The 23567-nt window shown below is 74.8% G+C and carries 20 protein-coding genes; 14 read left to right on the forward strand and 6 right to left on the reverse strand.

Annotated features, from left to right (window positions below; genetic code table 11):
• Positions 1-126: 126 nt before the first annotated feature.
• From MN205_RS01425 to MN205_RS01435, 3 genes are read left to right on the forward strand one after another with little or no spacing between them, the layout of a single operon-like run.
• Entirely contained in the window at positions 127-879 is a 753-nt protein-coding gene (locus MN205_RS01425; RefSeq protein WP_242123596.1) for an SDR family NAD(P)-dependent oxidoreductase, read from the forward strand.
• Positions 876-2768, forward strand: a complete 1893-nt coding sequence (locus MN205_RS01430; protein ID WP_242123598.1) for a hypothetical protein — start codon at positions 876-878, stop codon at positions 2766-2768. The genes MN205_RS01425 and MN205_RS01430 overlap by 4 nt, the downstream gene beginning before the upstream one ends.
• A gap of 9 nt (positions 2769-2777) precedes the next feature.
• Entirely contained in the window at positions 2778-3527 is a 750-nt protein-coding gene (locus MN205_RS01435) for a FadR/GntR family transcriptional regulator (protein ID WP_242123600.1), read from the forward strand.
• Here MN205_RS01435 and MN205_RS21410 read toward each other — a convergent pair.
• On the reverse strand, positions 3514-4425 hold the full coding sequence (locus tag MN205_RS21410) for a M23 family metallopeptidase (RefSeq protein ID WP_242123602.1): 912 nt from the start codon (positions 4423-4425) through the stop codon (positions 3514-3516). The two genes, MN205_RS01435 and MN205_RS21410, sit on opposite strands and share 14 nt — an antisense overlap.
• Before the next feature lie 139 nt (positions 4426-4564).
• On the opposite strand from MN205_RS21410, the gene MN205_RS01445 reads away from it, so the two are divergent.
• The 3 genes from MN205_RS01445 (at position 4565) to MN205_RS01455 (ending at position 9050) form a co-directional block, all read left to right on the forward strand.
• A complete protein-coding gene (locus tag MN205_RS01445; RefSeq protein WP_242123716.1) occupies positions 4565-7480 on the forward strand; it encodes an FAD-binding and (Fe-S)-binding domain-containing protein in 2916 nt (971 codons plus the stop codon).
• Between the two features lie 85 nt (positions 7481-7565).
• Positions 7566-8093 carry a DUF421 domain-containing protein gene (locus MN205_RS01450; RefSeq protein ID WP_242123604.1) on the forward strand — a complete coding sequence of 176 codons (528 nt, stop codon included), beginning with the start codon at positions 7566-7568 and terminating at the stop codon, positions 8091-8093.
• Between the two features lie 180 nt (positions 8094-8273).
• Positions 8274-9050, forward strand: a complete 777-nt coding sequence (locus tag MN205_RS01455) for a carbonic anhydrase (RefSeq protein ID WP_242123606.1) — start codon at positions 8274-8276, stop codon at positions 9048-9050.
• 21 nt (positions 9051-9071) lie between these two features.
• Here MN205_RS01455 and MN205_RS01460 read toward each other — a convergent pair whose 3' ends face one another.
• A complete protein-coding gene (locus tag MN205_RS01460; RefSeq protein WP_242123607.1) occupies positions 9072-9473 on the reverse strand; it encodes a hypothetical protein in 402 nt (133 codons plus the stop codon).
• Positions 9474-9511: 38 nt separating this feature from the next.
• Between MN205_RS01460 and MN205_RS01465 the strand changes: the two genes are divergently transcribed.
• Positions 9512-10096: a helix-turn-helix transcriptional regulator gene (locus tag MN205_RS01465; RefSeq protein ID WP_242123609.1), complete on the forward strand. Its 585-nt coding sequence runs from the start codon at positions 9512-9514 to the stop codon at positions 10094-10096.
• Positions 10077-10727 (forward strand): response regulator transcription factor, encoded by a 651-nt coding sequence (locus MN205_RS01470; RefSeq protein ID WP_242123611.1) that lies wholly within the window; start codon positions 10077-10079, stop codon positions 10725-10727. The genes MN205_RS01465 and MN205_RS01470 overlap by 20 nt, the downstream gene beginning before the upstream one ends.
• A 13-nt stretch (positions 10728-10740) precedes the next feature.
• On the opposite strand, the gene MN205_RS01475 is transcribed toward MN205_RS01470, so the two are convergent.
• Positions 10741-11934: a histidine kinase gene (locus MN205_RS01475; protein ID WP_242123613.1), complete on the reverse strand. Its 1194-nt coding sequence runs from the start codon at positions 11932-11934 to the stop codon at positions 10741-10743.
• A 76-nt stretch (positions 11935-12010) separates the two neighbouring features.
• Positions 12011-12859, reverse strand: coding sequence for an alpha/beta fold hydrolase (locus tag MN205_RS01480; protein WP_242123615.1), 849 nt, complete (start codon positions 12857-12859; stop codon positions 12011-12013).
• Positions 12860-13050: 191 nt separating this feature from the next.
• On the opposite strand from MN205_RS01480, the gene MN205_RS01485 reads away from it, so the two are divergent.
• From MN205_RS01485 to MN205_RS01505, 5 genes are all read left to right on the forward strand, one after another.
• Positions 13051-14301: an ROK family transcriptional regulator gene (locus MN205_RS01485; RefSeq protein ID WP_242123617.1), complete on the forward strand. Its 1251-nt coding sequence runs from the start codon at positions 13051-13053 to the stop codon at positions 14299-14301.
• A 74-nt stretch (positions 14302-14375) separates the two neighbouring features.
• Positions 14376-15737 (forward strand): extracellular solute-binding protein, encoded by a 1362-nt coding sequence (locus MN205_RS01490; RefSeq protein WP_242123619.1) that lies wholly within the window; start codon positions 14376-14378, stop codon positions 15735-15737.
• On the forward strand, positions 15734-16666 hold the full coding sequence (locus tag MN205_RS01495) for a carbohydrate ABC transporter permease (protein ID WP_374115804.1): 933 nt from the start codon (positions 15734-15736) through the stop codon (positions 16664-16666). The genes MN205_RS01490 and MN205_RS01495 overlap by 4 nt, the downstream gene beginning before the upstream one ends.
• The gene (locus MN205_RS01500; RefSeq protein ID WP_242123624.1) at positions 16666-17577 is read left to right on the forward strand and encodes a carbohydrate ABC transporter permease; all 912 of its coding nucleotides are present in this window, start codon (positions 16666-16668) and stop codon (positions 17575-17577) included. The genes MN205_RS01495 and MN205_RS01500 overlap by 1 nt, the downstream gene beginning before the upstream one ends.
• Before the next feature lie 70 nt (positions 17578-17647).
• The gene (locus MN205_RS01505; RefSeq protein ID WP_242123626.1) at positions 17648-20680 is read left to right on the forward strand and encodes a glycoside hydrolase family 38 C-terminal domain-containing protein; all 3033 of its coding nucleotides are present in this window, start codon (positions 17648-17650) and stop codon (positions 20678-20680) included.
• 85 nt (positions 20681-20765) lie between these two features.
• On the opposite strand, the gene MN205_RS01510 is transcribed toward MN205_RS01505, so the two are convergent.
• Positions 20766-21776 carry a TIGR03557 family F420-dependent LLM class oxidoreductase gene (locus tag MN205_RS01510; RefSeq protein WP_242123628.1) on the reverse strand — a complete coding sequence of 337 codons (1011 nt, stop codon included), beginning with the start codon at positions 21774-21776 and terminating at the stop codon, positions 20766-20768.
• The gene (locus MN205_RS01515) at positions 21773-22339 is read right to left on the reverse strand and encodes a type 1 glutamine amidotransferase domain-containing protein (protein ID WP_242123630.1); all 567 of its coding nucleotides are present in this window, start codon (positions 22337-22339) and stop codon (positions 21773-21775) included. The genes MN205_RS01510 and MN205_RS01515 overlap by 4 nt, the downstream gene beginning before the upstream one ends.
• 167 nt (positions 22340-22506) lie before the next feature.
• Here MN205_RS01515 and fbaA point away from each other — a divergent pair, with 167 nt between their 5' ends.
• Complete coding sequence (gene fbaA / locus MN205_RS01520; protein WP_242123632.1) at positions 22507-23529, forward strand: class II fructose-bisphosphate aldolase; 1023 nt, start codon at positions 22507-22509, stop codon at positions 23527-23529.
• The last annotated feature ends 38 nt before the right edge of the window (positions 23530-23567 follow it).

Here is a 23567-nt window from a genome sequence, read left to right on the forward strand (position 1 = left end):
GTCTCCGACAGGCGACGGAGGTCCATCAACCGGTTGACCGAAAAAAGGTCAACCGGTTTGATGATGGTCCCCTCGGCGGTAGCGTGCTGCCCCGCCGGGACCCTTCGACGACGAGGACGGGCGAACATGGGCGGACGACTTCACGGCAAGCGCGCTCTGGTGACGGGAGCGGCCTCCGGCATCGGGCGGGCCGTGGCCACCCGGTTCGCCCGCGAGGGGGCGCAGGTGGTGTTCGCGGACCGGGACCTGGACGGCGCGCGGGAGGCGGCGCGGCAGCTCCCCGGTGCGGTGGCGGTGCGCGTGGACATCACCGACGAGGACAGCGTGCGCGGCGCCTACGAGGAGGTGCGCTCCGGTGGCGCCCCGCTCGACGTGGTGGTCGCCAACGCCGGGGTGCAGCTCTTCGGGCAGGACGCGCCCGTCGCCGACCTGGACCTGGACGTGTGGCGGCGCACGATCGACGTGAACCTCACCGGCACGTTCCTGACCGTCAAGCACGCGGTGCGCGCGCTGCGCGGGCGTGGCGGCTCCATCGTCTGCACCGGCAGCCCCACCGGGCTGAACGGTGAGGGGCGCGACTTCACCGCCTACTCCTCCTCCAAGGCGGGGGTGCACGGGCTGGTGCGCACGGTCGCCGCCGCCTACGCGCACGAGGGCATCCGGGTGAACACCGTCGTGCCGGGCTACACCGAGACCCCGCTGGTGACCGCCATCTCGGGCGACGAGACCTCACGGGCGGCGATCGTCTCCCGCACCCCGCTCGGCCGCGCCGGTACCTCCGCCGACGTGGAGGGGATCATGGTGTACCTGGCCGGCGACGAGTCGTCCTTCGCCACCGGCGCGATCTTCCGCGTCGACGGGGGGATGACCTCGCTGTGACCGGCGAGCACGTCGGTGCCCTGACCTCCCGCGCCCTGTGGCGGGACGACGAACCGGTGCCCCTGCGGGTGGGTGCCGCCGGCTGGGAACTGCTCGTCGTCGGGGACTCCCTCGACGCGATCACCCACGAGGGCCGGCCGGTGCTGCGCGCCGTCCGCTTCGTCGTGCGCGACCGGGACTGGCGCACCGTGCCCGCCGACCTGGATCCCGTGCAGGTGCGGCACCACCGCGACGGTGCGGACCTCACCGTGAGCGCCCGGGCGCGCGGCACCGGCGTCGACCTGGCGTGGACGGGGCACCTCGAGCTGCGCCCCGGCCGCCTGCGGTTCACCGCCGGGGCGACCGCCCTCGCCGGATCGCTGTGCAACCGCGTCGGCATCGTGCTGCTGCACGCCCCCGACCTGGCCGGCCGGGAACTGCTCGTGCACCACCCGGACGGGAGCACCACCCGCCAGGGGTTCCCCCGCGACGTCTCCCCGCACCAGCCCGCGCGCGACGTCGCCGGGCTGGAGTGGTCCGTCGACGGGGCGCCCGTCCGCGCGGAACTGGGCGGCGACGTCTTCGAGGTGGAGGACCAGCGCAACTGGACCGACGCCTCCTTCAAGACCTACAGCACACCGCTGGAGCACCCCTTCCCCGTCCTGCTGCCGGCCGGTCACCAGGTGCACCAGGAACTCGTCCTGGAACGTCCACGGCCCTCCGCTGGATACCCGGCCGTGCCGGCGGTGAGCGACGCACCGGTGCCCGAGCTGGAGCTCGTGCCGTCCTCCGCGGTCGTGCCGGAGTTCCTGGTGGGTGCGTCGACCGCCCCCTCCGGGGAGGCCCGGCGTCCCGCGTTCCCGTGGATGCGCTCGGTGGGCGTGCTCGTCGAGCTGGACCTGGGGTCCGCCGGCTGGCGCACCGCCCTCGACCGGGCGCGGCAGGACGCCGACGGAACCGCGCTGGACGTCCGCCTCGTCACCGACGACCCCGGGTCGCTGCGCGCCGCCGTGGACGCGCTCGAAGGGGTTCCGATGCGCCGGATCGGAGCCTTCAGCGCCACCACCCACGTCGGTGAACCCGCCCTGCTGGAGGAGCTGACCCGCCTCACCGCCGGTGGCGGCGCACCCGTGGAGGTCGTCGCCGGGACCCGCGCGCACTTCACCGAGCTCAACCGGAACCACGAGCGCCTCCCGCCCGGCGCGGCCTCGCTGACCTTCAGCACCACCCCGCAGATGCACGAGACGGGACGCACCCAGGTCGTGGAGTCCCTGGCGGTGCAGCGCCTGGTCGCCGAGCAGGCGGTGCGCCTCGCCGCGGGTCGCCCCGTGCACGTCGGCCCCGTCACCCTGCGCCCGCGGTTCAACGCGGTCGCCACGTCACCGCGCCCGGTGGACACCGCCCCGGACGTCACGGGCGGGTACGCGGCCCAGCACGTCCCCGGGGCCACCGACCCGCGGCAGCGCAGCGAGGCGTACGCCGCCTGGCTGGTGGCCTCCGCGGCCGCCCTCGCCGTACCCGGCGTGAGCAGCCTCTGCTTCGCCGAGGCGTGGGGCCCGCGCGGTTTCGGTGAGGCCGACGGCACCCCGTTCCCCGCGGCGGCCGCCCTGCAGCGCCTCGCGGTGCTCAGCGGGCAGCGCCTCTGGCGGTGCCGCGCGCAAGGGGTTCCAGGGACCGCGGTGCTCGCCGCCGACGCCGACGGCGTCCTCACCGTGCTGGCGGCGAACGCCACGGACGCACCGCAGCGGTTGCGGTTGGCGCTCCCCGCCGGATCCGGCCCCGGCCTGCTGGAACAGGTGGGCCACCACCAGGAGCCGGTGCCCACCCCGGGTGGTGGTCCTCTGGACCTCGACGTGGCCCCGGGCCGGGTCGTCGTCTGGACGGGGCGCCGCCCGGGGGAGTTGCGTTAGGTTCGCCCGGTGCCCTCCTTCCGCTCCGACGACCCCGCGCTGGCCCGGTTGCCGCTGACCGCGGTCCCGCGCGGTTCCGCCGTGGCGGAGGTCGCGCGCCAGCTCACCGAGTTCCTCGCCTCGGGGGAGTTCCCGCCCGGGTCCCGCCTGCCCCCGGAGCGCCAGCTGGCCGAGTCGCTGGGGGTCGGGCGCTCGGCGGTGCGCGAAGCGCTCGCGGCCCTGGAGATCCTGGGGCTGGTGACCGTGCGCCCGGGGTCGGGCACCTACATCCGCGACAGCATGTCGGAACTGCTGCCGACGACCCTCAGCTGGGGCCTCATGCTGGCCGGTGACCACACCGCGCAGCTGTCCGAGGTGCGCAGCGCCCTGGAGGTCCAGGCCGCCTCCCTGGCGGCGCAGCGCATCACCGACGAGGACCTGGAACTGCTGCGCGGCCACGTCGAGGCCATGGAGGACGACCTCGACGACCTGGAGGCGTTCGTCGCCGCCGACGCGATGTTCCACGGGCTGATCGGCCGGTCCACCGGCAACGACGCCCTCGGTGACCTGCTGCAGACGATCCGCTCGCTGCTGCGCGTGTGGGTGGAACGGCACCTGCGCGACCGCGAGCAGGCCGAGGTCGCCAGCCGCGAGCACCGCGCGGTGTTCGAGGCCATCGCGGCCCGCGACCCCGACGCCGCCGAACGGGCCATGCGCGCGCACATGCGCACCGCCGGCGAGCGCATCGAGCACGCTCCGGACGACGTCATCCGGCGCTGAACCGCTGCCCGCGCCCGGGAACCACCCCGCGCCCGTCGTCCTGCCCGCCGCCCGGGGCGGGTTCGAGGACCGTCCCCGTGAACGCGAACGGGATCCCCGCGGCCAGGGCGGGGCTCGGGCGGTCCATGAGCTGCAGGTGCAGGTGGGGTTCGCTGGAGTTCCCCGAGTTCCCGCACCCGCCCAGCACGTCGCCCGCGGCGACCACGTCCCCGCGCCGCACCCGCAGCGAACCGCGGCGCAGGTGCGCGTAGCAGGCGAAGCTGCCGTCGCCGTGGTCGACGACGACGTGGTTGCCCACGACGAGCCGCCAGCTCACCAGGTCGCGCAGCGCGCCCTCCAGGAACAGGAACGGCAGCGCCAACCAGCTGTTGCGGGAGCGGTGGTCGCGGGCCCGGCCGGAGGCGCGGACCACCCGCCCACCGGAACCGGCCAGGACGGGCCGGCCGAACGCCGGGAACCGCCGCGGCGGCAGGAACCCCCCGCCGGCGGTGAACGGCGGCCGGGAACCGTCTGCCGGGTCGGCCAGCAGGTCCACGGCGTAGGTCTGGCCGTAGCCGTGGGTGCCGTGGCTGGGCACCCGGTCGGCGGGTGTGGACAGCGCCTGCCAGCGCCCGGTGACGACGGGCCCGACCAGGCGCGCGGGCGGCCGGGGACCGCCGCCGAACCTCGCCAGCACCACCGCGAGGACCACGAGCACGAGAAGGACCGGTGCCACGAGCGGGTCCAGCGCCCGCGGCAGCCCCGGTCCGGGCAGCACCTCCAGCGCCACCAGCACGAGGACGAGGGCGCACAGCGCGCGCGCCGCGGCGCCGTGCACCCGGGCCAGCACCCGCACCCACCGGGGCAGCGGGGTGGCGGAGTCGGTGGTGCGCAGCGGGGGAGCGGTCCGGGTGGTCACGTCGGCCTCCGGGGCTGGGGTGTCGGGTGCGCCCCACCGTCCCGCGGCCGGCGGCGGTGCCGGTAGCCCCCGCGGGGCCGCGGCCGCCGGGAGGGTGGCCGGGAGCGTCGGTGCGAGGCGGCACACTGGAGCGGTGACGATGACCGACCCCGCCCCGGCGACCGGCACCGCCCCGGGCACCGCCCCCACCCCCGACGGGGCCGACCGCCTCGTGCAGCGCCTCGTCGCCGCGCTCGGCGCCGAGGCGGCCGACGGTGTCGTGGACGCCTCCACGCGCCGCCGCGCCGAGTACACCTCCGACGCCTCGAACTACCGCGTCGTGCCGCAGGTCGTCGTCTTCCCCCGCTCCACCGAGGACGTCGAAGCCGTCTTCGCCGTCTGCCGCGAGCTGGGCGTGCCCTTCACCAGTCGCGGCGCGGGCACGTCCGTGGCCGGCAACGCGGTGGGCACCGGTGTCGTCCTGGACTTCTCCCGCCACCTGAACCGCGTCCTGGAGGTCGACGCCGAGGGCGCCACCGCGCTCATCGAGCCGGGGGTGGTCCTCGACGACCTGCAGCGCGAGGCCGCCCCGCACGGGCTGCGCTTCGGCCCGGACCCGTCCACCCACGCCCGCTGCACCGTCGGCGGCATGATCGGCAACGACGCCTGCGGCTCGCACGCCCTCGCCTACGGCCGCACCAGCCACAACGTCCTCGCGCTGGAGGTCCTGGACGGGCACGGGCGCCGGTTCTGGACGGACGACCCGCCCGCCGACCTGCTCGGCGAGCTGGAGGCGGTGGCCGGCCGCCACCTCGCCACCATCCGCACGGGGTTCGGCACGTTCGGCCGCCAGGTGTCCGGGTACGCGCTGGAGCACCTGCTGCCCGAGACCGGTGGTCCGCGCGGCACCGCCCTGGCCCGCCTCCTCACCGGTTCCGAGGGCACCCTGGCGACGATCCTGCGCGCTCGCGTGCGGCTCGTGCGCCAGTCGGCGTCCACCACGTTCGTCGTGCTCGGCTACCGCTCCATGCACGAGGCGGCCGACGCCACCCCCGCCCTGCTCACCCACCGCCCGCTGGCCGTGGAGGGCATCGACCGGCGCCTGGCCGACGCCGTGGTGCGCCGCGGCGGCTCCGTCGACGGCCTGCCCACCGGCGACGGCTGGCTGTTCGTGGAGATGGGCGGGGACACCCCCGAGGAGTCCCTGGCCGCCGCGCGCGCCATGGTCGCCGACTCCGCGGCGCTGGACTCCGTCGTCATCCCCACCGCCGCCGACGCGCGCAAGCTGTGGCGCATCCGCGAGGACGGCGCCGGTCTCGCCGGGCGCTCCCCGGAGGGTCAGCCCGCCTGGCCCGGCTGGGAGGACGCCGCCGTCCCGCCGGAGAAGCTGGGCACCTACCTGCGCGAGTTCGACGCCCTGATGGCCTCCCACGGCGTCGACGGCCTCGCCTACGGCCACTTCGGCGACGGCTGCATCCACGTGCGCATCGACTTCCCGCTCTACGACGGCGACGGTGCGCAGCGCACGAAGGCGTTCCTGGAGGACGCCGCGCGCCTCGTCGCCGCGCACGGTGGCTCCCTCTCCGGTGAGCACGGCGACGGCCGCGCCCGCGGCGCGCTGCTGCCCCTGATGTACGACGCGGACTCCATCGCCGCGTTCGAGGAGGTCAAGCACGCGTTCGACCCCGCCGACCTGCTCAACCCCGGTGTGCTCGTGCGCCCGGCGCCGGTGGACGCCGACCTGCGCGTGCCCGCCGCCCGCCCCGCCCACGCCCTCGGCATGCCGCTGAAGTTCGCGTACTCCCACGACGCCGGCGACCTGACCCGCGCCGTGCACCGCTGCGTGGGCGTCGGCAAGTGCCGCGCCGACTCCGGCGGCGTCATGTGCCCCAGCTTCCTGGCCACCGGCGACGAGAAGGACTCCACCCGGGGTCGCGCCCGGCTGCTGCAGGAGATGGTCAACGGCACCCTCGTCACCGACGGCTGGCGCGCGCAGGAGGTCCACGACGTCCTCGACCTGTGCCTGTCCTGCAAGGGGTGCACCGCCGACTGCCCGGCGGGCGTGGACATGCCCACGTACAAGGCGGAGTTCCTCGACAAGCACTACGCCGGGCGGCTGCGGCCGATGAACCACTACCTGCTCGGCTGGCTGCCGCGCTGGTCGAGGCTGGCCACGCTGCACCGGTTCGAGACGAAGCTCGTCAACGCCCTCACCGGCGTGCCCGCGCTGGCTGCCCTGGCCAAGCGCGTCGGTGGCATCGCGCAGGAGCGGCCGCTGCCGAGGTTCGCCGAGCAGACGTTCCGCGCCTGGTTCGGGCGCCGTCCCGTGCGCACCGGCGGGCAGCCGGTCGTGCTGTGGGTGGACTCCTTCACTGAGCACTTCTCCCCGGAGGTCGGGCAGGCCGCGGTGACGCTGCTGGAGCACCTGGGTTTCGACGTCTCCGTCACCACCGAGCGGGTCTGCTGCGGGCTGACGTGGGTCTCCACCGGCCAGCTCGACGGCGCGAAGAAGCAGTTGCGCGCCTCCCTGGACGCGCTGAGCGTGCCGGGCCTGCCCGCGGACGCCCCGGTCGTCGGCCTGGAACCCTCCTGCACCGCGCTGCTGCGCGAGGACGCCGCGGAACTCCTGCCGGACGATCCCCGCGCCCACGCGCTGAAGACCCGGGTGAGGACGCTCGCCGAGCTCATCACCGAGCAGCGCCCGGACTGGGTCCCGCCGCGCCTGGACCCGGACGGGGACGTGCGGGCCGTCGTGCAGCCGCACTGCCACCAGCACGCCGTCATGGGTTTCGCGCCCGACGCCGCGCTGCTGGCCAAGGCCGGGGTGGACGCGCAGGTCCTGTCCGGCTGCTGCGGCCTGGCCGGGAACTTCGGCGCGGAGGACGGGCACTACGACGTGTCGGTGAAGGTGGCCGAGCACGCCCTCCTGCCGGCGCTGCGCGGCATCGAGCAGGACCCGGGCGCGGTGGTCGTGGCCGACGGGTACTCCTGCCGCACCCAGTCCGACAACCTCGCCGGGGTGCGGCCCAAGCACCTGGCGGAACTGCTCGTGGAAGCGCTGCAGCGGCAGGGTTGAGGACGTCGTCACCGGTCCGCGGTGGCCGGGGAGCGGCTCTCCGGCCACCGCGCGGGTGCCCGGTCGCCGTGGCACGGTGGCGGGCATGGACGGTGTGACGCTCTGGTGGGACGGCTGGGCCCCGATCGTGCGGGCGCTGGTCGTCGGGACGCTCGGCTACGTCTGGATCGTGGGGATCCTGCGGATCAGCGGGCCCCGCAACATGGCGAAGATGACCCCGTTCGACTTCGTCCTGACGGTGACCCTGGGGTCGGCCTTCGGCCGGGTGCTCACCTCGAGCGACACCTCGCTGGCCACGGCCCTGGTGGTCTTCACCCTGCTGGTGGTCCTGCAGTGGGTGATGGCGTTCCTGCGCCACCGCTCCGGCGTCGTGAACAAGCTCGTCGCGACGAGCCCGGTCCTGCTGTTCCACGACGGCGAGTTCGTGCGCGAGACGATGCGCCGGCACCGCTTCACCGAGGCCGACATCCACTCCGCCGCCCGCGAGAACGGCTTGGGCTCGCTCGAGGGCGTGGCAGCCGTCGTGCTGCAGGCGGACGGGGAGTTCTCGGTGATCGAGAAGAGCTCGATGCGCGACGGCGCGTCGGTGGACCCGTTCGTCGTGCGCAGCTGAGCGTCCCGCCGCGGCCCGCGGTGCCCGTTCGCGCCGGTGCCGGGAGGGACCGGTAATTCCGTGGAGCGCGGCACCCGTTCGCAGTAGCGTTCCGGCCGCGTGGTCCGGGGGGAGCGCGCGGGAGCGCGGCGGGGGCCGCGCCCCACCACCGGGGGGGAACCGATGAACGCTCGACGATCCGTGCTGCCCGCACACGCCCGCACGAGCCCGGCGGGGGTGCCGGCACCGGGCCCTGACAAGACGACCACCAGGCGCGGGCTGCTCCGCTGGGGAGCCGCGCTGGGCGGCGGCACGCTGCTGACCGCCTGCGCGAGCGGCGGTGCGGCGGTGGCGCCGAGCCGAGGGAGCGAGCGCCCGGAGCGGGTCACCGACCCCGAGCAGGCGCTGGAACTGCTGCGGGAGGGGAACGCGCGCTTCGCCGCGCACCCCGAGGAGCACACCACCCGAACCGCCGCGCACCGCCTGCGGATCGCCGAGGGGCAGCACCCCTTCGCGGCCGTGCTCTCGTGCGCCGATTCCCGGGTTCCACCGGAACTGGTGTTCGACCAGGACCTGGGAGACCTGTTCGTGGTGCGCACCGCGGGCCAGGTCCTCGCACCGCCCGTCCTGGGCAGCGTCCAGTACGCCGTCGAGCACCTGCACGTGCCGCTGCTGGTGGTCCTCGGGCACGGGGGGTGCGGTGCGGTGAGCGCCGCCCTGGAGGCGGTCCAGCGGGGCTCCGCACCCTCGGGCACGGCGATCGACTCGCTCGTCGAGGCGATCCGCCCGGCCGCCGAGTCGGCGCTCGCCGGCACCGGCGCAGAGGACGCCCTCTCCGAGGCCGTGCGCCTCAACGTGGCCGGCGACGTGCTGGCGCTGTCCGCGGACCCGCTGCTGGCCGAGGCCGCCGGCGCCGGGCACCTGCGCGTCGTGGGCGCCACCTACGACCTGCACGACGGGGTGGTCACGTTCACCTGACGGGCGCGGGGACCGCCCGGCTCAGCGCCCGGGTGCCGGCCTCGCCCGCCACAGCAGCACGGTCAGGGCGGCGGCCACGGGCGTCCACAGCGCCCGCTCCACGAGCGAGGGCGAGGCGAGGTTCAGCGCCGTCCCCAGGGCCGTGACGCCGGCGGCGCCGGTGAGGACCCGCCGCCGGGCGTGCGGCGGCACGAGCGAGGAGCCGACCGTCACGGCCAGCAGCGCGTAGACGGCCGCCGAGCCGGCGCTGGCGGCGCGCAGCCCGGTGGGCAGGACGCCCGGGTTCGCGCCCCCCCAGGCGGCCGCCCCCCAGGGGGCGCCTGCGGCGAGCGCGACCTGGAACGCGGCCACGCCGCCGGTGAGGGCGCAGGCGGCGGTGGTGGTGCGGCCGGGGTGCGGGAGCGCGTGCGCGCTGGAGGACATGCCTGAAAGATAGTGTTCCTGCCAGATACCCTCAAGGGGTGGCGAGGACCTCCCAGACGCAGCTGGCCGTGCTCGGCGCGCTGTCGATCGAACCCATGACGGGCTACCGGTTGCGTGCCGAGATCGTGCAGACCCTCGGCCACTTCTGGCGCGAGAGCTTCGGGCAGGTCTACCCCGCGCTGTCCACCCTGGAGGAGGCCGGTCTGGTCGAGCGCGAGCGCGGCGACGAGCGGGCGACCGGCCGCTCCGGCAACGTGTTCCGCCTCACCGCGGCCGGCCGGGAGCGCCTGCGCGAGCTCCTGGCCGAACCCTTCCAGCCGCCCACCCCGCGCGACCCGCTCCTGCTGCGCCTGTTCTTCGGCCACCACGTCGACCCCGCGCTCGTGCGCACCTGGCTCACCGAGGCGCTGGTCGGGGCGGAACGCGCCTGCGAGCGCTACGACGAGCTGCGCGCCGAGATCGAGCGGGAACCCGACTTCGCCACCCGCGGGGTGTTCCGCCTGCTGACCGTCTCGGCCGGCCGGCACGCCGCCCGGGCGCGGGCGGACTGGGCGCGCGAGGCGCTGGAGCTGCTGGAGGCGGCCGGGGGCGGGAGGGGGCCGCGTGCGGATCGTGATCGCTGAGGACGACGCGCTCCTGCGCGAGGGGCTGACGCTGCTGCTGCGCGCGGAGTCCCTCGACGTGGTGGCCGCCACCGGCACCGCGTCGGAGTTCCTGGCGGCCGTCGACGCGCACCGGCCCGAGGTGGCCGTCGTCGACGTGCGCATGCCGCCCACCTTCACCGACGAGGGGGTCCTGGCCGCCGTCGAGGCGCGCCGCCGCCACCCCCGCCTGGCGGTGCTGGTGCTGTCCGCCCGCGTCGAGCAGGCGTTCGCGACCGAGCTGCTGGTGGGCGGGGCGGGCGGGCTGGGGTACCTGCTCAAGGAGCGCGTCGGCCACGTCCAGGAGTTCCTCGACGCCCTGCGGCGCGTGGTGGCGGGCGGCACGGCGATCGACCCGGAGGTCGTCGCGCAGCTGCTGACCCGCGTCCACGCCGACCGGGCCCTGGAACGCCTCAGCCCGCGCGAGCGGGAGGTGCTGGCCCTGATGGCGGAGGGGCTGGGCAACGGTGCGATCGCCCGGCGGCTGGTCGTCACCGAGGGAGCCGTCCACAAGCACGTCCGCGCCATCTTCGCCAAGCTGGACCTGGCACCCACCGACGACAGCGACCGGCGCGTCGCCGCCGTGCTGCGCCACCTGGGGCGGTCGGGGTGAGCGCGGGCGCTCCTCACGCCTGCGCGGGCAGGGTGACGCGGACCGTGGTGGGCCCCCCGGGCGGGCTGTGCAGCGACATCGTGCCGTCCAGCGCCTCGACGCGGCGCCGGACGCCGTCCAGGCCGGTGCCCGCGCGCTCGTCGGCGCCCCCCGCGCCGTCGTCGTGGACCTCCACCACCAGCCGGCCCGCGTCGGCGCGCAGGTCCACCCGCACCCGCGTGGCCCGGCCGTGCTTGGCGGTGTTGGTCAGCGCCTCGGCCACGGTGAAGTAGGCGGCCGCGGCCACGGCGGCCGCCACGGGGGGCAACGGCTCCTCCCGCACGCTGCACGGGACGGGGCTGTGCGCCGCCAGGCCGGCCACGGAACCGGCCAGGCCCCGGTCGGCCAGGGCCGGCGGGTAGATGCTGCGCACCACGTCCCGCAGGTCCGCCAGCGCCTCCTCGGCGGCCGTGCGCGCCGCCAGGACCACGGGCAGCGCCGCGGCGGGGTCGCGCTCGAGGGCGCGCTCGGCGATGCCCAGGTGCATCGCCACGGCCACGACCCGGTTCTGGACGCCGTCGTGCAGGTCGCGCTCGATGCGCCGCAGCTCCACGGCGTGCGCGTCGACGGCGGCCGCCCTGGTGGCGGTGACCTGCGCCAGCCGCCGGGCCAGCGCCGCGGGCGGCGGCGCCAGGCGGGCGGCGTTCAGGCGCAGGTACCCGTGCGCCAGGGGCGGGACGACGAGGACGCCGGCGGCGGCGTACCCGGCGGCGATCAGGACCGTCAGGCCCGCCTGCCCCCACGAGGCCACCGGTGTGTTCAGCGTGGAGACGGTGCCGGGGAACAACGGCCACGCGGCGGCCAGCGCGAGGTTCTGCACGAGCCCGATCGGTGCGCTCAGGGCGGCGACCCCGGCCAGCGTGCCGGCGGTGGCGTGCAGCACCAGCCAGCCGAGGTCGCGGCGCACCGCGGGAGCAGGCAGCGTGCCGTGGGCCGACGGCGGGTGCCCCAGGTGGCGCCCGGTGCGCCGCCGCTCGAACTCGGCCAGCGCGCCGACCGCGCGCAGCAGGCGCGGCACCAGGGGCCAGGTGACGACCAGGGCCGCGCAGACGGCCAGCGCCACCAGCAGGGCACCGGCCGCCAGCGCGGTGCCGGTGCCGTCCACGAGGAACCGGAAGCCGCGCAGGTGCCCCTGCCAGCGGCCGGTCGCGGTCAGCGCGTCGTCCACGCCGGCATGCTCCCGGCCCCGCTGCGGCGTTGTCGAGCCACCGCGGCGGAGCACGGCGCGGACACCCGCGCGCCGTTCAGGCGGTCGGCGCCGGCTCGCCCAGGAACTCCAGCAGCGCCTCGGTCACCTCCCGGTGGTGGGTCCACAGCAGCCCGTGCGGAGCGCCCTCGACCTCCACGTACGTCGCCGAGGGCAGCTGCCGCAGCGTCTGGCGCGCGGTGGCGTCGATCGGCAGGATCCGGTCCTCGGTGCCGTGCAGGACCAGCACCGGCACGTCGAACTTCAGCAGGTCCTCGCGGAAGTCGGTGAGCCACGTCGGCACGCACGCGGAGGCGGCGTGCGGCGAGGAGGCGACGGCCACCGCCCGGCTGGCGTCCACCGCGGCCTGGCTGATCCGCTCGCCCAGCGTCCGGTCGAGGTTGTAGAAGTCCGCGAGGAAGCCCTCGAAGTACGCGTAGCGGTCGGCGGTGACGGCGCTCAGGATCCCCTCGAAGACGGCCCCGTCCACCCCGGTGGGGTTGTCGTCGGTCTTCAGCAGGAACGGCTGCAGCGAGGCCAGCAGCGCGACCTTCGCCACCCGCTCGGAGCCGTAGCGCCCCAGGTAGCGCGTCACCTCGCCGGAACCCATGGAGAAACCCACGAGCACGACGTCGCGCAGGTCCAGGGCGGTCAGCAGCGCGTCCAGGTCGGCGGCGAAGGTGTCGTAGTCGTAGCCGGTGGTGGGCCTGCTGGAGCGGCCGAAACCGCGCCGGTCGTAGGTGATGACGCGGTAGCCGGCCTCCAGCAGCGCCGGCTGCTGCTTCTCCCACGAGTCCCCGTCCAGGGGGTACCCGTGGATGAGCACGACGGGCTGGCCGGTGCCGTGGTCCTCGTAGTGCAGTTCGACCGGAGCGCTGTTCTCGGTGCCGACGGTGGTGCTGGGCATGGGGCCTCGTCCCTCTCGGTGGTGGTTCCGCGGCGCTGGGCGTCCGGGGTGGCACAGACGCTAGGCGGGCGCGCCGGGGCCGTCGATGACGCTGGCTACCCCGCCGCAGGTACAGCCTGCTGCACCCCCGGCACCTCCGGGCCGGGGCGCGGGTGCGCTCGACCGCCTCCCGGCCGTGGCACGCTGACGCGGTGGCAGCACCCCCCCGTCCCGCCGCGGTGCGCCGCGGCTCGAACCTGCCCCGCGTCGGCGACTACAACCGGGTCGTCGTCCTGGACGCCGTGCGCCGGCACGCCGAGGGCCTCAGCCGCGTGGAGCTCGCCGCCCTGACGGGCCTGTCGGCGCAGACGGTCTCCAACATCTGCCGGCACCTGCTGGAGCAGGGGCTCGTCGTCGAGGCCGGCAAGCAGGGTGGCGGCCCCGGCAAACCCCGGACCATCCTCCAGCTGGCACCGTCCGGGCGCTACGCCGTCGGCGTCCACCTGGACCCGGTCGTGGTCACCACCGTCGTGCTCGACCTGCGCGGCGGGGTCGTCGCCCGCTCCGACGCCCCGCTGGTGCCGGGGGCACCGCCGGCGGAGACCCTGGCGCTGATGGCGGCTGAGGTGGCCGCCACCGTCGAGGCGTCCGGGGTGCCGGGTGACCGGCTGGCGGGCCTGGGTGTCGCGGCGCCGGGGCCCGTGGACGGGGCGGCCGGGGACGTGGTGGGGGCACCGAACCTGCCCGGGTGGGCGCGCGTGCCGGTGCGCGCGGCGCTCGCCGAGGCCACCGGCCTGCCCGTGCTGCTCGACAAGGACGTCGTCGCCGCCGCCGTCGCCGAGATGTGGGCGGGCGGTGCCGGGCCGACGGGCAGCTTCGCGTTCTTCTACCTCGGCACGGGCATCGGCGCCGGGCTCGTGCTGCGCGGGGAGGTGCTGCGCGGGGCCTCCGGCAACGCCGGCGAGGTGGGGCACCTGGCCGCGGACGGGGAGGGGCCGTTGTGCGAGTGCGGGCAGCGCGGCTGCCTGGGCGAGCGCAACGCGCCGCGCTCGCTGGTGCTGCAGGCGCAGGCGGCCGGGCTGGGGCCGTGGCCGCTGGACGACGAGCTCGCCGTCGACCGCGCCCTGGGGGAGGTGTGCCGGCTCGCCGACGAGGGGGTGCCCGCGGCCGTCGCGGTCGTGGACGCCGCGGCCGCCCGCGTGGCGCGCGCCGTCTCCGGGGTGCAGAACCTCCTGGACCTGGACCTCGTGGTCTTCGGGGGGCCGCTGTGGCCGCGGCTGGAGCGGCGCTTCCTGGAGGTCGTGCCGACCCTGGTGCGCGCCCAGGAGGTCGCCGCGCCGTTGCACGCGGTGCAGATCCGCGGCACCCGGGTGGGCCGCGACGTGGCGGCCGTCGGGGCCGCGTGCCTGGTGCTCGACGACGCGTTCAGCCCCCGGTCGTCGGTGCTGCTCGTCAGCTCTTGACGGGAGCAAGTCCAATTGATTTACATACTGCGTGGTGGGTCGACGACGACCCCCGTGGGATGCGGAGGAGCACCATGGCGCGCAGACGGCACTTCCTCGCAGCGGCCGCGAGCACCGCGGCCGCCACCCTCGCGCTCGCCGCGTGCGGGGGATCGAGCACCGGTGGCGACGACGACGGGACCATCCGCGTCGCCTACCAGCGCACGGCGCAGTTCACCCAGCTCGAGGACGTCCTCGAGAAGGCCAAGACCGAGTACGAGGCGGCGAACGAGGGGAAGACCGTCGAACTGGTCCCCATCGAGGCCGAGCAGGACCAGTACTTCACCAAGCTCGCACTGATGAACCGCTCGGCCTCCACGGCACCCGACGTCATCTACGAGGACAGCTTCCAGGTCCGCTCCGACGCGGCCGCCGGGTACCTCGCACCCATCGACGACATGCTCGCCGAGTGGGAGGACTGGCCGCAGTTCGACGACACCGCCAAGGAGGCCGGCCTAGGCGACGACGGCAAGACCTACGGCGTGTCCATGGGCACCGACACCCGCGGCATCTACTTCAACAAGCAGATCTTCGAGCAGGCCGGCCTGCCCACCGACTGGCAGCCGACCACGTGGGACGACGTGCTCGACGCCGCCCGCACCGTCAAGGAGCGCGTCCCCGACGTCATCCCGCTGAACATCTACGCCGGCCGGGCGGCCGGCGAGGCCACCTCGATGCAGGGGTTCGAGATGCTCCTGTACGGCACCGGCGACGAGCTGTACGACGCCGAGAGCCAGAAGTGGATCACCGGGTCGCAGGGCTTCCGCGACTCCCTCGGGTTCTACGACACCGTGTTCTCCGAGGGCCTGGGGCCGGAGACCTCGCTGGTGCTGGACGCCGCGCTCGGCAGTCGGGTCAGCACCGAGCTGCTCCCGCAGGGCCGCCTGGCCATGGCGATCGACGGCTCCTGGCTGCCCGGGGCGTGGATCACCGGGGAGAACGAGTGGCCGGAGTGGGAGCAGACCATGGGCATCGCGGCCATGCCCACGCAGAACGGGCAGGAGCCTGGCCGGACCTCGATGTCCGGCGGCTGGCTGCTCTCGGTCGGCGCGAACGCCGCCGACCCGCAAGCCGCGTTCGACTTCATCACGGTCGCCCTCAACCGCGAGAACGCGCTCAAGTACGACACCGAGAACAGCCAGATCGCGGTGCGCGAGGACGTCGCCCAGGACCCGGCGTACCTGGACTACAACCCGTCCTTCGAGTTCTTCTCCTCCCTCGTCCCGGTGACGAACTTCCGGCCCGCCACCCCGGACTACTCGCAGATCTCCGCGAACATCCAGGTCGCCGCCGAGGCCGTCGCCACCGGCAGCCAGACCCCGGAGGAGGCCGCCGCCGCCTACGACGAGGGACTCGTCGGCATCGTCGGCGAGGACCGCACGCAGGCGGCGAGCTGAGCGTGACGACCGCCGTCACCACCCACGGCCCGCGCCGGGCGGAGCGGACCCCCGCCCGGCGCGGGTCCGCCACGCTGCTGAAGCTGGCGCCGCTGCTGCCGGCCTGCGCGCTCATGCTGGTGTTCCTCGCCGGGCCCATCGCGTACGCGCTGTACGGCTCCCTCACGAACGCCGCCCTCACCGGCTACCGCGCGGCCGACCCGGAGTTCGTCGGCCTCGACAACTACGTGCAGCTCGTGGGCAGCGCCGAGTTCTGGCGGTCGGCGTGGCTGACGCTGTTCTTCGTCCTCGCCTCGGCCGTGGTGGGGCAGAACGTGCTCGGCATGGGGATCGCCCTGCTGCTGCGGGCCGCCCGGGGGCCGCTGCGGTCCGTCGTGAGCGCTCTCGTCGTCACCGCCTGGGTCCTGCCCGAGATCGTCGCGGCGTTCACCCTCTACGCGTTCTTCTCCACCGACGGCACGCTCAACGCCGCGCTCGGCGCCGTGGGCGCCGGCGGCACCGCGTGGCTGGTGTCCTTCCCGATGATGGCGGTGGTCCTCGCCAACGTCTGGCGCGGCACCGCCTTCTCGATGATGGTCTACGGCGCGGCGCTGTCCGAGGTCCCGCCCGACGTGGCGGAGGCCGCGGCCCTGGACGGGGCGAGCGGTGCGCAGCGGTTCTTCCGCATCACCCTGCCGATGATCCGGCGGTCCGTCTCCACGAACCTCATGCTCACCACCCTGCAGACCCTCGGGGTCTTCACCCTCATCTGGGTCATGACCGGCGGCGGCCCCGGCACGCAGAGCTCCACGCTGCCGGTGCTGGCGTTCCAGGAGGCGTTCAAGTTCGCCCAGGTCGGCTACGGCACCGCGATCGCCGTCGTCACCCTCGTCGTCGGCGCCGTGTTCGCCGCCGTGTACGTCCGCGTGCTCAAGCCGGAGGTGGACTGATGGCCGGTGCAGGAGCAGGAACCCGGGCTGCCGCGCCCGTCGCGGTGGCGCCCGCGGCGCCGGTGCGCCCCCGCCTGCGCGTCACCTCACCGCACCCGCGCGGTGCGAGCATCGCCGCCAACCTCGCCCTGCTCGTCGTGGGTGTCGCGTTCCTCGTGCCGCTGGCCTGGATCGTGCTCGCCTCCCTCGACGGCGACGCCACCGTGTCGGTCTCGCTGCCCGAAGCCCCCACGCTGCAGAACTTCCGCGACGTCCTCACCTACGAGCTCACGCTGCTGCCGCTGTGGAACTCCCTCGTCGTCTCCGGCGGCGCCGCGCTCGTCACGGTCGCCGTCGCCACGCTGGCCGCCTACCCGCTCTCCCGGTACCGGATGCGCTTCAACCGTTCCTTCCTCTACGTCATCCTCTTCGGCAGCTGCCTGCCCATCACGGCGATCATGGTGCCGGTGTACGCGCTGTTCGTCGCCCTGGGGATGCTGGACTCCCTCACCGGCACGGTCCTCTTCCTCGCCGCCACGTCCCTGCCCATGGCGGTGTGGATGCTGAAGAACTTCATGGACAGCGTGCCCGTGTCGCTGGAGGAGGCCGCCTGGGTGGACGGTGCCAGCGCCATGACCGCGCTGCGCCGCATCGTCGTGCCGCTCATGCGGCCCGGCATCGCGGTGGTGTTCATCTTCGTGTTCACCCAGGCGTGGGGGAACTTCTTCGTCCCGTTCGTGCTGCTGCTCGACCCCGCCCGGCAGCCGGCTGCCGTCTCGATCTACACCTTCTTCGGCACCAACGGTGCCGTCGCCTACGGCCAGCTCGCCGCCTTCTCCATCCTCTACGCCACGCCCGTGCTGGTCCTGTACCTGCTCGTCCAGCGCCTGGCCGGTGGCTCGTTCGCCCTGGCGGGCTCCGTCAAGGGCTGACACGCTCGAACGGCCGCCGCCTCGCCACCCCGACCGCGATCCCACTCCGAACCGCCCCAGGAGCCGCCCCGTGCACGTCAACCCCGCCCTCGTCGAGATGCGCGTGGAGCGCTTCGTCCGCGAGCGCCTCGAACCGGCGACCTACCGCAGCCGCGTGCCGCTGGAGGTCACGGCGTGGGTGGCGCCGGGCGAACCGGTGCCGTTCGCCGAGGCGGCCGCCGCGCGCTACGAGACCTTCGCGCCCGGCACGGCGTGGGGCCGGCCGTGGGGCACGACGTGGTTCCGCCTGACCGGTCGCCCCCCGGAGGGCTTCGGCGGTGACGGCACCCGGGCGGAGGTCGTCGTGGACCTCGGCTACTCCGACGTCCAGCCCGGTTTCCAGGCCGAGGCCACCGCCTACCGCCCGGACGGGACCGTGGTGAAGGGCCTGCACCCGCGCAACCGGTACCTGCCGCTGGCCGCGGTGACGGGCGCGGACGGTGCGGTGGACGTCCTGCTGGAGGCCTCGTCGAACCCCGACGTCTCCGGCGACGGCGTGTTCGCCACCCCCACGCGCCTCGGCGACCCGGCCACGGCCGGCACCGAGCCGCTGTACCGGTTCGCGGGCGCCCACCTCGCCGAGCTCGACGTCGAGGTGTGGGAGCTGCAGCAGGACGTGTGGACGCTGCGCGGGCTGCTCGCCCAGCTCCCCGAGTCGTCCACCCGGCGCGCCGAGGTGCTGCGCGCCCTGGACGACGCCGTCGACGCCGTCGACCCGTGGGACGTGGCGGGCACCGCGCACGCCGGCCGTGCCGCGCTCGCCGGGGTGCTGGCCCAGCCCGCCTCCGCGAGCGCGCACCGCGTCACCGCCGTCGGGCACGCCCACATCGACTCCGCGTGGCTGTGGCCGACGCGGGAGACGGCGCGCAAGTGCGCCCGCACGTTCTCCAACGTGCTGGCGCTGATGGACGAGGACCCGGACCTGGTGTTCGCCTGCTCCTCGGCGCAGCAGTACGCGTGGGTGCGCGACGCCCAGCCGGAGCTGTTCGAGCGGATCAAGAAGCGCGTCGCCGAGGGTCGCTTCGTGCCCGTGGGCGGCATGTGGGTCGAGTCGGACACTAACATGCCCGGCGGGGAGGCCCTGGCCCGCCAGTTCGTCGCGGGCAAGCGGTTCTTCGCCGAGGAGTTCGGGGTCGAGCCGCTCGACGTGTGGCTGCCGGACTCGTTCGGCTACACCGCCGCACTGCCGCAGATCGCGGTGGCGGCGGGTGCCCGCTGGTTCCTCACGCAGAAGCCGTCGTGGAACGAGGTGAACCGGATGCCGCACCACACGTTCGCGTGGGAGGGCGTCGACGGCACCCGCATCTTCACCCACTTCCCGCCGGCGGACACCTACAACTCCGACCTGGGCGGGGAGGACCTGGCCCGAGCCGAGCGGCAGTTCGCCGAGAAGGGGCGGGCGCGCAGCTCCCTGCTGCCCTTCGGGTACGGCGACGGCGGTGGCGGCCCCACCCGCGAGATGCTCGCCGCCGCGGCGCGCACCCGCTCGCTGGAGGGCTCACCGGTCGTGGAGGTGGCCGGGCCGCACGACTTCTTCCGGCGCGCCGAGGCCGAGTACCCCGACCCGCCGGTGTGGAGCGGTGAGGTGTACCTGGAGTTCCACCGCGGCACCTACACCTCGCAGGCGCGCACCAAGCGCGGCAACCGCCGCAGCGAGCACCTGCTGCGCGAGGCGGAGCTGTGGGCGACCGCCGCGCACGTGCAGCGCGGCGCGGACTACCCCTACGAGGCGCTGGAGCGGCTGTGGCGGGTGGTGCTGCTGCAGCAGTTCCACGACATCCTGCCCGGCTCCTCGATCGCGTGGGTGCACCGGGAGGCCGAGGCCCGCTACGCCGAGGTGGCCGCGGAGCTGGAGGAGCTCATCGGCACCTCGCTGGGGGAGCTGGCCGGTGCGGGGGACGACGCGGTCGCCTTCAACGCCTCGCCGTTCCCCCGGCACGGCGTCGCCGCTCTGGGGGCGGCCGCGCCGCAGCGGGGCGGGGCCGCCCGGGCGTCGTCCGCCGACGGCGGGTTCGTGCTGGAGAACGACCGGGTCCGCGTCGCCGTCGACCGCGACGGGCTGCTCTCCTCCGTCCTCGACCTGGCCGCCGACCGGGAGGTGCTGGCCCCCGGCGCCCACGGCGGCCTGCTGCAGCTGCACCGCGACACCCCCACCCAGTGGGACGCCTGGGACGTCGACGAGCACTACCGCCGGCACACCACCGACCTCGTCGCGGCGGAGTCCGTCGAGCTGGTGGAGGAGTCCGGGGAGCGCGTCGCCGTGCGCGTCGTGCGGCGCTTCGGGGACTCGCGCGTGGAGCAGGTGGTCTCGCTCGCGGCGGGTGCCGCCGCGGTGGAGCTGTCCTTCGACGTCGACTGGCACGAGCGGCAGAAGCTGCTCAAGCTCGCCTTCCCGCTGGACGTGCACGCCGACCGGGCCGCCTCCGAGATCCAGTTCGGGCACGTCCTGCGCCCCACCCACGCGAACACCTCCTGGGACGCGGCGCGGTTCGAGACGTGCGCGCACCGCTGGGTGCACGTGGGGGAGAGCGGTTACGGCGTGGCTGTGGCGAACGACTCCACCTACGGGCACGACACCGGCCGCACGACGCGGCCCGACGGCGGCACGACGACGACCGTGCGGCTGTCGCTGCTGCGCGCCCCGCTGTTCCCGGACCCGGACGCCGACCAGGGCCGGCACGTCCTGCGCACCTCGTTGCTCGTCGGCGCGGGGATCCCCGACGCGGTGCGCGAGGGGTACCGGCTGAACCTGCCGCTGCGCGAGGTGCGCGGCGAGGGACCGGTCGACCCGCTGTTCGCGGTGGAGGGCGCCGGCGTGGTCGTGGAGGCGGTCAAGCTCGCCGAGGACCGCAGCGGCGACGTCGTCGTCCGGCTCTACGAGGCGCACGGCGGGCGGGCGCGGGCCACGGTGCGGCCGTCATTCGCCGCGGCCGCGGTGACCGAGACGGACCTGCTGGAGCGGGACGCCGAGCAGCCGCGCGCCCTGCGCGAGGCCCGCCCGGACGCCGCCGTCCTGGAGCTGCGCCCGTTCCAGATCGCCACCCTGCGCTGGCGCCGCGCCTGACCTCCCCACCCCTCCGTGATCTCGCCCGGTCGAGCGTTCACGCGTGCAGGATCACGGAGGGGGAGGGGTCGGGGGCCGGGAGGGGTCAGCTGGGGGAGGGGTCCTGGGACGCCGCGGCCTCGCGCAGGGCCGGGACGATCTCCGACTGCGCCGCGCGCAGGAAGTCCTCCTGGTGCTCACCGCCCACCTGCACCAGCGCCAGGTCCGTGAACCCCGCCTCGAAGTAGGCGCTCGCCGCCTCCACGATCGCGTCCACGTCGTTCCCGCACGGGATCTGCTGCGCCACGTCCTCCGGCCGGACGAACTGGGTGGCACCCGAGAAACCCGCCGTGGTCGGCAGGTCCGCGTTCACCTTCCAGCCGCCCGCGAACCAGCGGAACTGCTCGTGCGCCCGCTCCACCGCCGCGTCCCGGTCCGCGTCCCACGACACCGGCATCTGCCCGATCCGGCGGCTCGTCGCGGCCTGCGCCGGGTCGCGAGCCTCGTCCCACATCGGCCCCAGCGAGGGGTCCGGTTCCACGGCGATCAGGTGGTCGGCCAGCGGCGCGAACCGCGAGCACGACTTCTCGCCCGAGACCCCCACCGCGATCGGCACCCGCTGCGGCGGGCGGTCCCACAGGCGCGCCGAGTCCACCCGGAAGTGCTCGCCGGCGTAGCTGAGCAGGTCCCCGTCGAACAGCGTGGAGATGATCTCCAGCGCCTCCACGAGCATGTCGTGGCGCTCCTCCACGGCCGGCCAGCCGTGCCCCACGACGTGCTCGTTGAGGTTCTCGCCCGAACCCAGCCCGAGGGTGAAGCGGCCCTCCGACAGCAGGCCCACGGTCGCCGCCTTCTGCGCCACCACCGCCGGGTGGTACCGCATCGTCGGGCACGTCACGTAGCTCATCAGCTCCACGCGGGAGGTGACCTGGGTGACGGCGCCCAGCACGCTCCACGCGTACGGGGCGTGCCCCTGCGACGTCAGCCACGGCGAGTAGTGGTCGGAGAAGACGACCAGGTCGAAACCGGCCTCCTCCGCCGCCGCGGCGTCGCGCACCAGCCAGCGCGGGTCGGACTGCTCCGACATGCACGTGTAGCCGATGCGGACCTCGCTCACGCGCCCGCTCCCGCCAGGTGCTCCAGCAGCGTCTTCGAGAACGCCTCCAGGTCGTCCGGCTTGCGGCTGGTGATCAGGGGACCGGGGCCGGAGGTGTCCACGACGACCTGCTCGTCCACCCACTCCGCGCCCGCGTTGCGCAGGTCCGTGGCCAGGCTCGGCCACGACGTCATCCGCCGCCCGCGCACCACGTCGGCCTCCACCAGCGTCCACGGGGCGTGGCAGATCGCCGCGATCGGCTTGCTCGACGCCGCGAACTGCCCCACGAACGCCACCGCCTCCCCGCTCGTGCGCAGCGCGTCCGGGTTCGCGACCCCGCCGGGCAGCACCAGCGCGTCGTAGTCGCCCACGGTGGCGTCGAAGACGACGACGTCCACGTCGAAGGTGTCCGCCGCGGTCAGGTGCTCGAACGCCTGCACCTGCCCCGGCTTCGTGGAGATCAGCACCGGCTGTCCACCGGCCTCCTGCACGGCCTTCCACGGCTCCGTCAGCTCGGCCTGCTCGATGCCCTCCGTGGCCACCAGGAAGGCGACCTTCTTCCCCTGCAGCTGCGTCTCGCTCATGCCCCCACGCTGGCACCGCCGCGCGCGCCCGGCACCTCGGGACGGTCCGCGCGGGAGCGCCCGGCACCTCGGGACGGGGTGATGCACACCTCCGCGACACACCTGCCCCGCCCCGGCCCCCTCGTGGAAGGATCGGGGCGCCAGAGCCGCAACGACGAGGAGTCGCCATGCCCATCGCCACCCCGGACGTCTACGCCGAGATGCTCGACCGCGCGAAGGCAGGGTCCTTCGCCTACCCGGCCATCAACGTCTCCTCCTCGCTGACGCTGAACGCCGCCATCCGCGGCTTCGCCGAGGCCGAGAGCGACGGCATCGTCCAGGTCTCCACCGGTGGCGCCGAGTTCCTCTCCGGCACCACCGTCAAGGACATGGTCCTGGGCGCGCAGGCGCTGGCCGAGTACGCCCACCACGTCGCCAAGGCGTACGACGTCAACATCGCCCTGCACACCGACCACTGCCCGAAGGACAGGCTCGACGGGTTCGTGCGCCCGTTGCTGGCGATCTCCCAGGAGCGCGTCGACGGCGGCCGTGAGCCGCTGTTCCAGTCCCACATGTGGGACGGCTCGGCCGTTCCCCTCGACGAGAACCTGCAGATCGCCGAGGAGCTGCTCGCCCAGGCCGCCGCCGCCAGGATCGTCCTCGAGGTGGAGATCGGCGTCGTCGGCGGCGAGGAGGACGGCGTCGCCAACGAGATCAACGACAAGCTCTACACCACCGTCGAGGACGCGATGGCCACCGTGCGCGCCCTCGGCAGCGGCGAGAAGGGCCGCTACCTGACGGCGCTGACCTTCGGCAACGTCCACGGCGTCTACAAGCCCGGCGGCGTCAAGCTGCGCCCGGAGATCCTCAAGGAGATCCAGGAGCAGGTCGGTGCCGAGGTCGGCAAGGACAAGCCGTTCGACCTCGTCTTCCACGGCGGCTCCGGTTCCCTGCCCGAGGAGATCGCCGCCGCCGTCGACTACGGCGTCGTGAAGATGAACGTCGACACCGACACCCAGTACGCCTTCACGCGCCCGGTCGTCGACCACTTCTTCCGCAACTACGACGGCGTCCTCAAGGTGGACGGCGAGGTCGGCAACAAGAAGACGTACGACCCCCGCACCTGGGGCAAGGTCGCCGAGACGGGCATGGCCGCCCGGGTCGTCGAGGCCGCACAGTCCCTCCGCAGCGCCGGCCGCCGCCTGAAGTGACACCCCGGACGGCCCGGGCCCCGCGGGGCCCNCCCGGG

This window comes from Kineococcus sp. TRM81007 (assembly GCF_022669155.1).
Classification (GTDB): Bacteria; Actinomycetota; Actinomycetes; order Actinomycetales; family Kineococcaceae; genus Kineococcus.

Excerpts from the sequence above, each read along its gene's own strand:
- MN205_RS01425 (WP_242123596.1), top strand. The coding sequence starts at position 127 with ATGGGCGGACGACTTCACGGCAAGCGCGCTCTGGTGACGGGAGCGGCC.
- MN205_RS01445 (WP_242123716.1), top strand. The coding sequence starts at position 4,565 with ATGACCGACCCCGCCCCGGCGACCGGCACCGCCCCGGGCACCGCCCCC.
- MN205_RS01450 (WP_242123604.1), top strand. The coding sequence starts at position 7,566 with ATGGACGGTGTGACGCTCTGGTGGGACGGCTGGGCCCCGATCGTGCGG.
- MN205_RS01460 (WP_242123607.1), bottom strand. The coding sequence starts at position 9,473 with ATGTCCTCCAGCGCGCACGCGCTCCCGCACCCCGGCCGCACCACCACC.
- MN205_RS01480 (WP_242123615.1), bottom strand. The coding sequence starts at position 12,859 with ATGCCCAGCACCACCGTCGGCACCGAGAACAGCGCTCCGGTCGAACTG.
- MN205_RS01490 (WP_242123619.1), top strand. The coding sequence starts at position 14,376 with ATGGCGCGCAGACGGCACTTCCTCGCAGCGGCCGCGAGCACCGCGGCC.
- MN205_RS01500 (WP_242123624.1), top strand. The coding sequence starts at position 16,666 with ATGGCCGGTGCAGGAGCAGGAACCCGGGCTGCCGCGCCCGTCGCGGTG.
- MN205_RS01515 (WP_242123630.1), bottom strand. The coding sequence starts at position 22,339 with ATGAGCGAGACGCAGCTGCAGGGGAAGAAGGTCGCCTTCCTGGTGGCC.
- fbaA (WP_242123632.1), top strand. The coding sequence starts at position 22,507 with ATGCCCATCGCCACCCCGGACGTCTACGCCGAGATGCTCGACCGCGCG.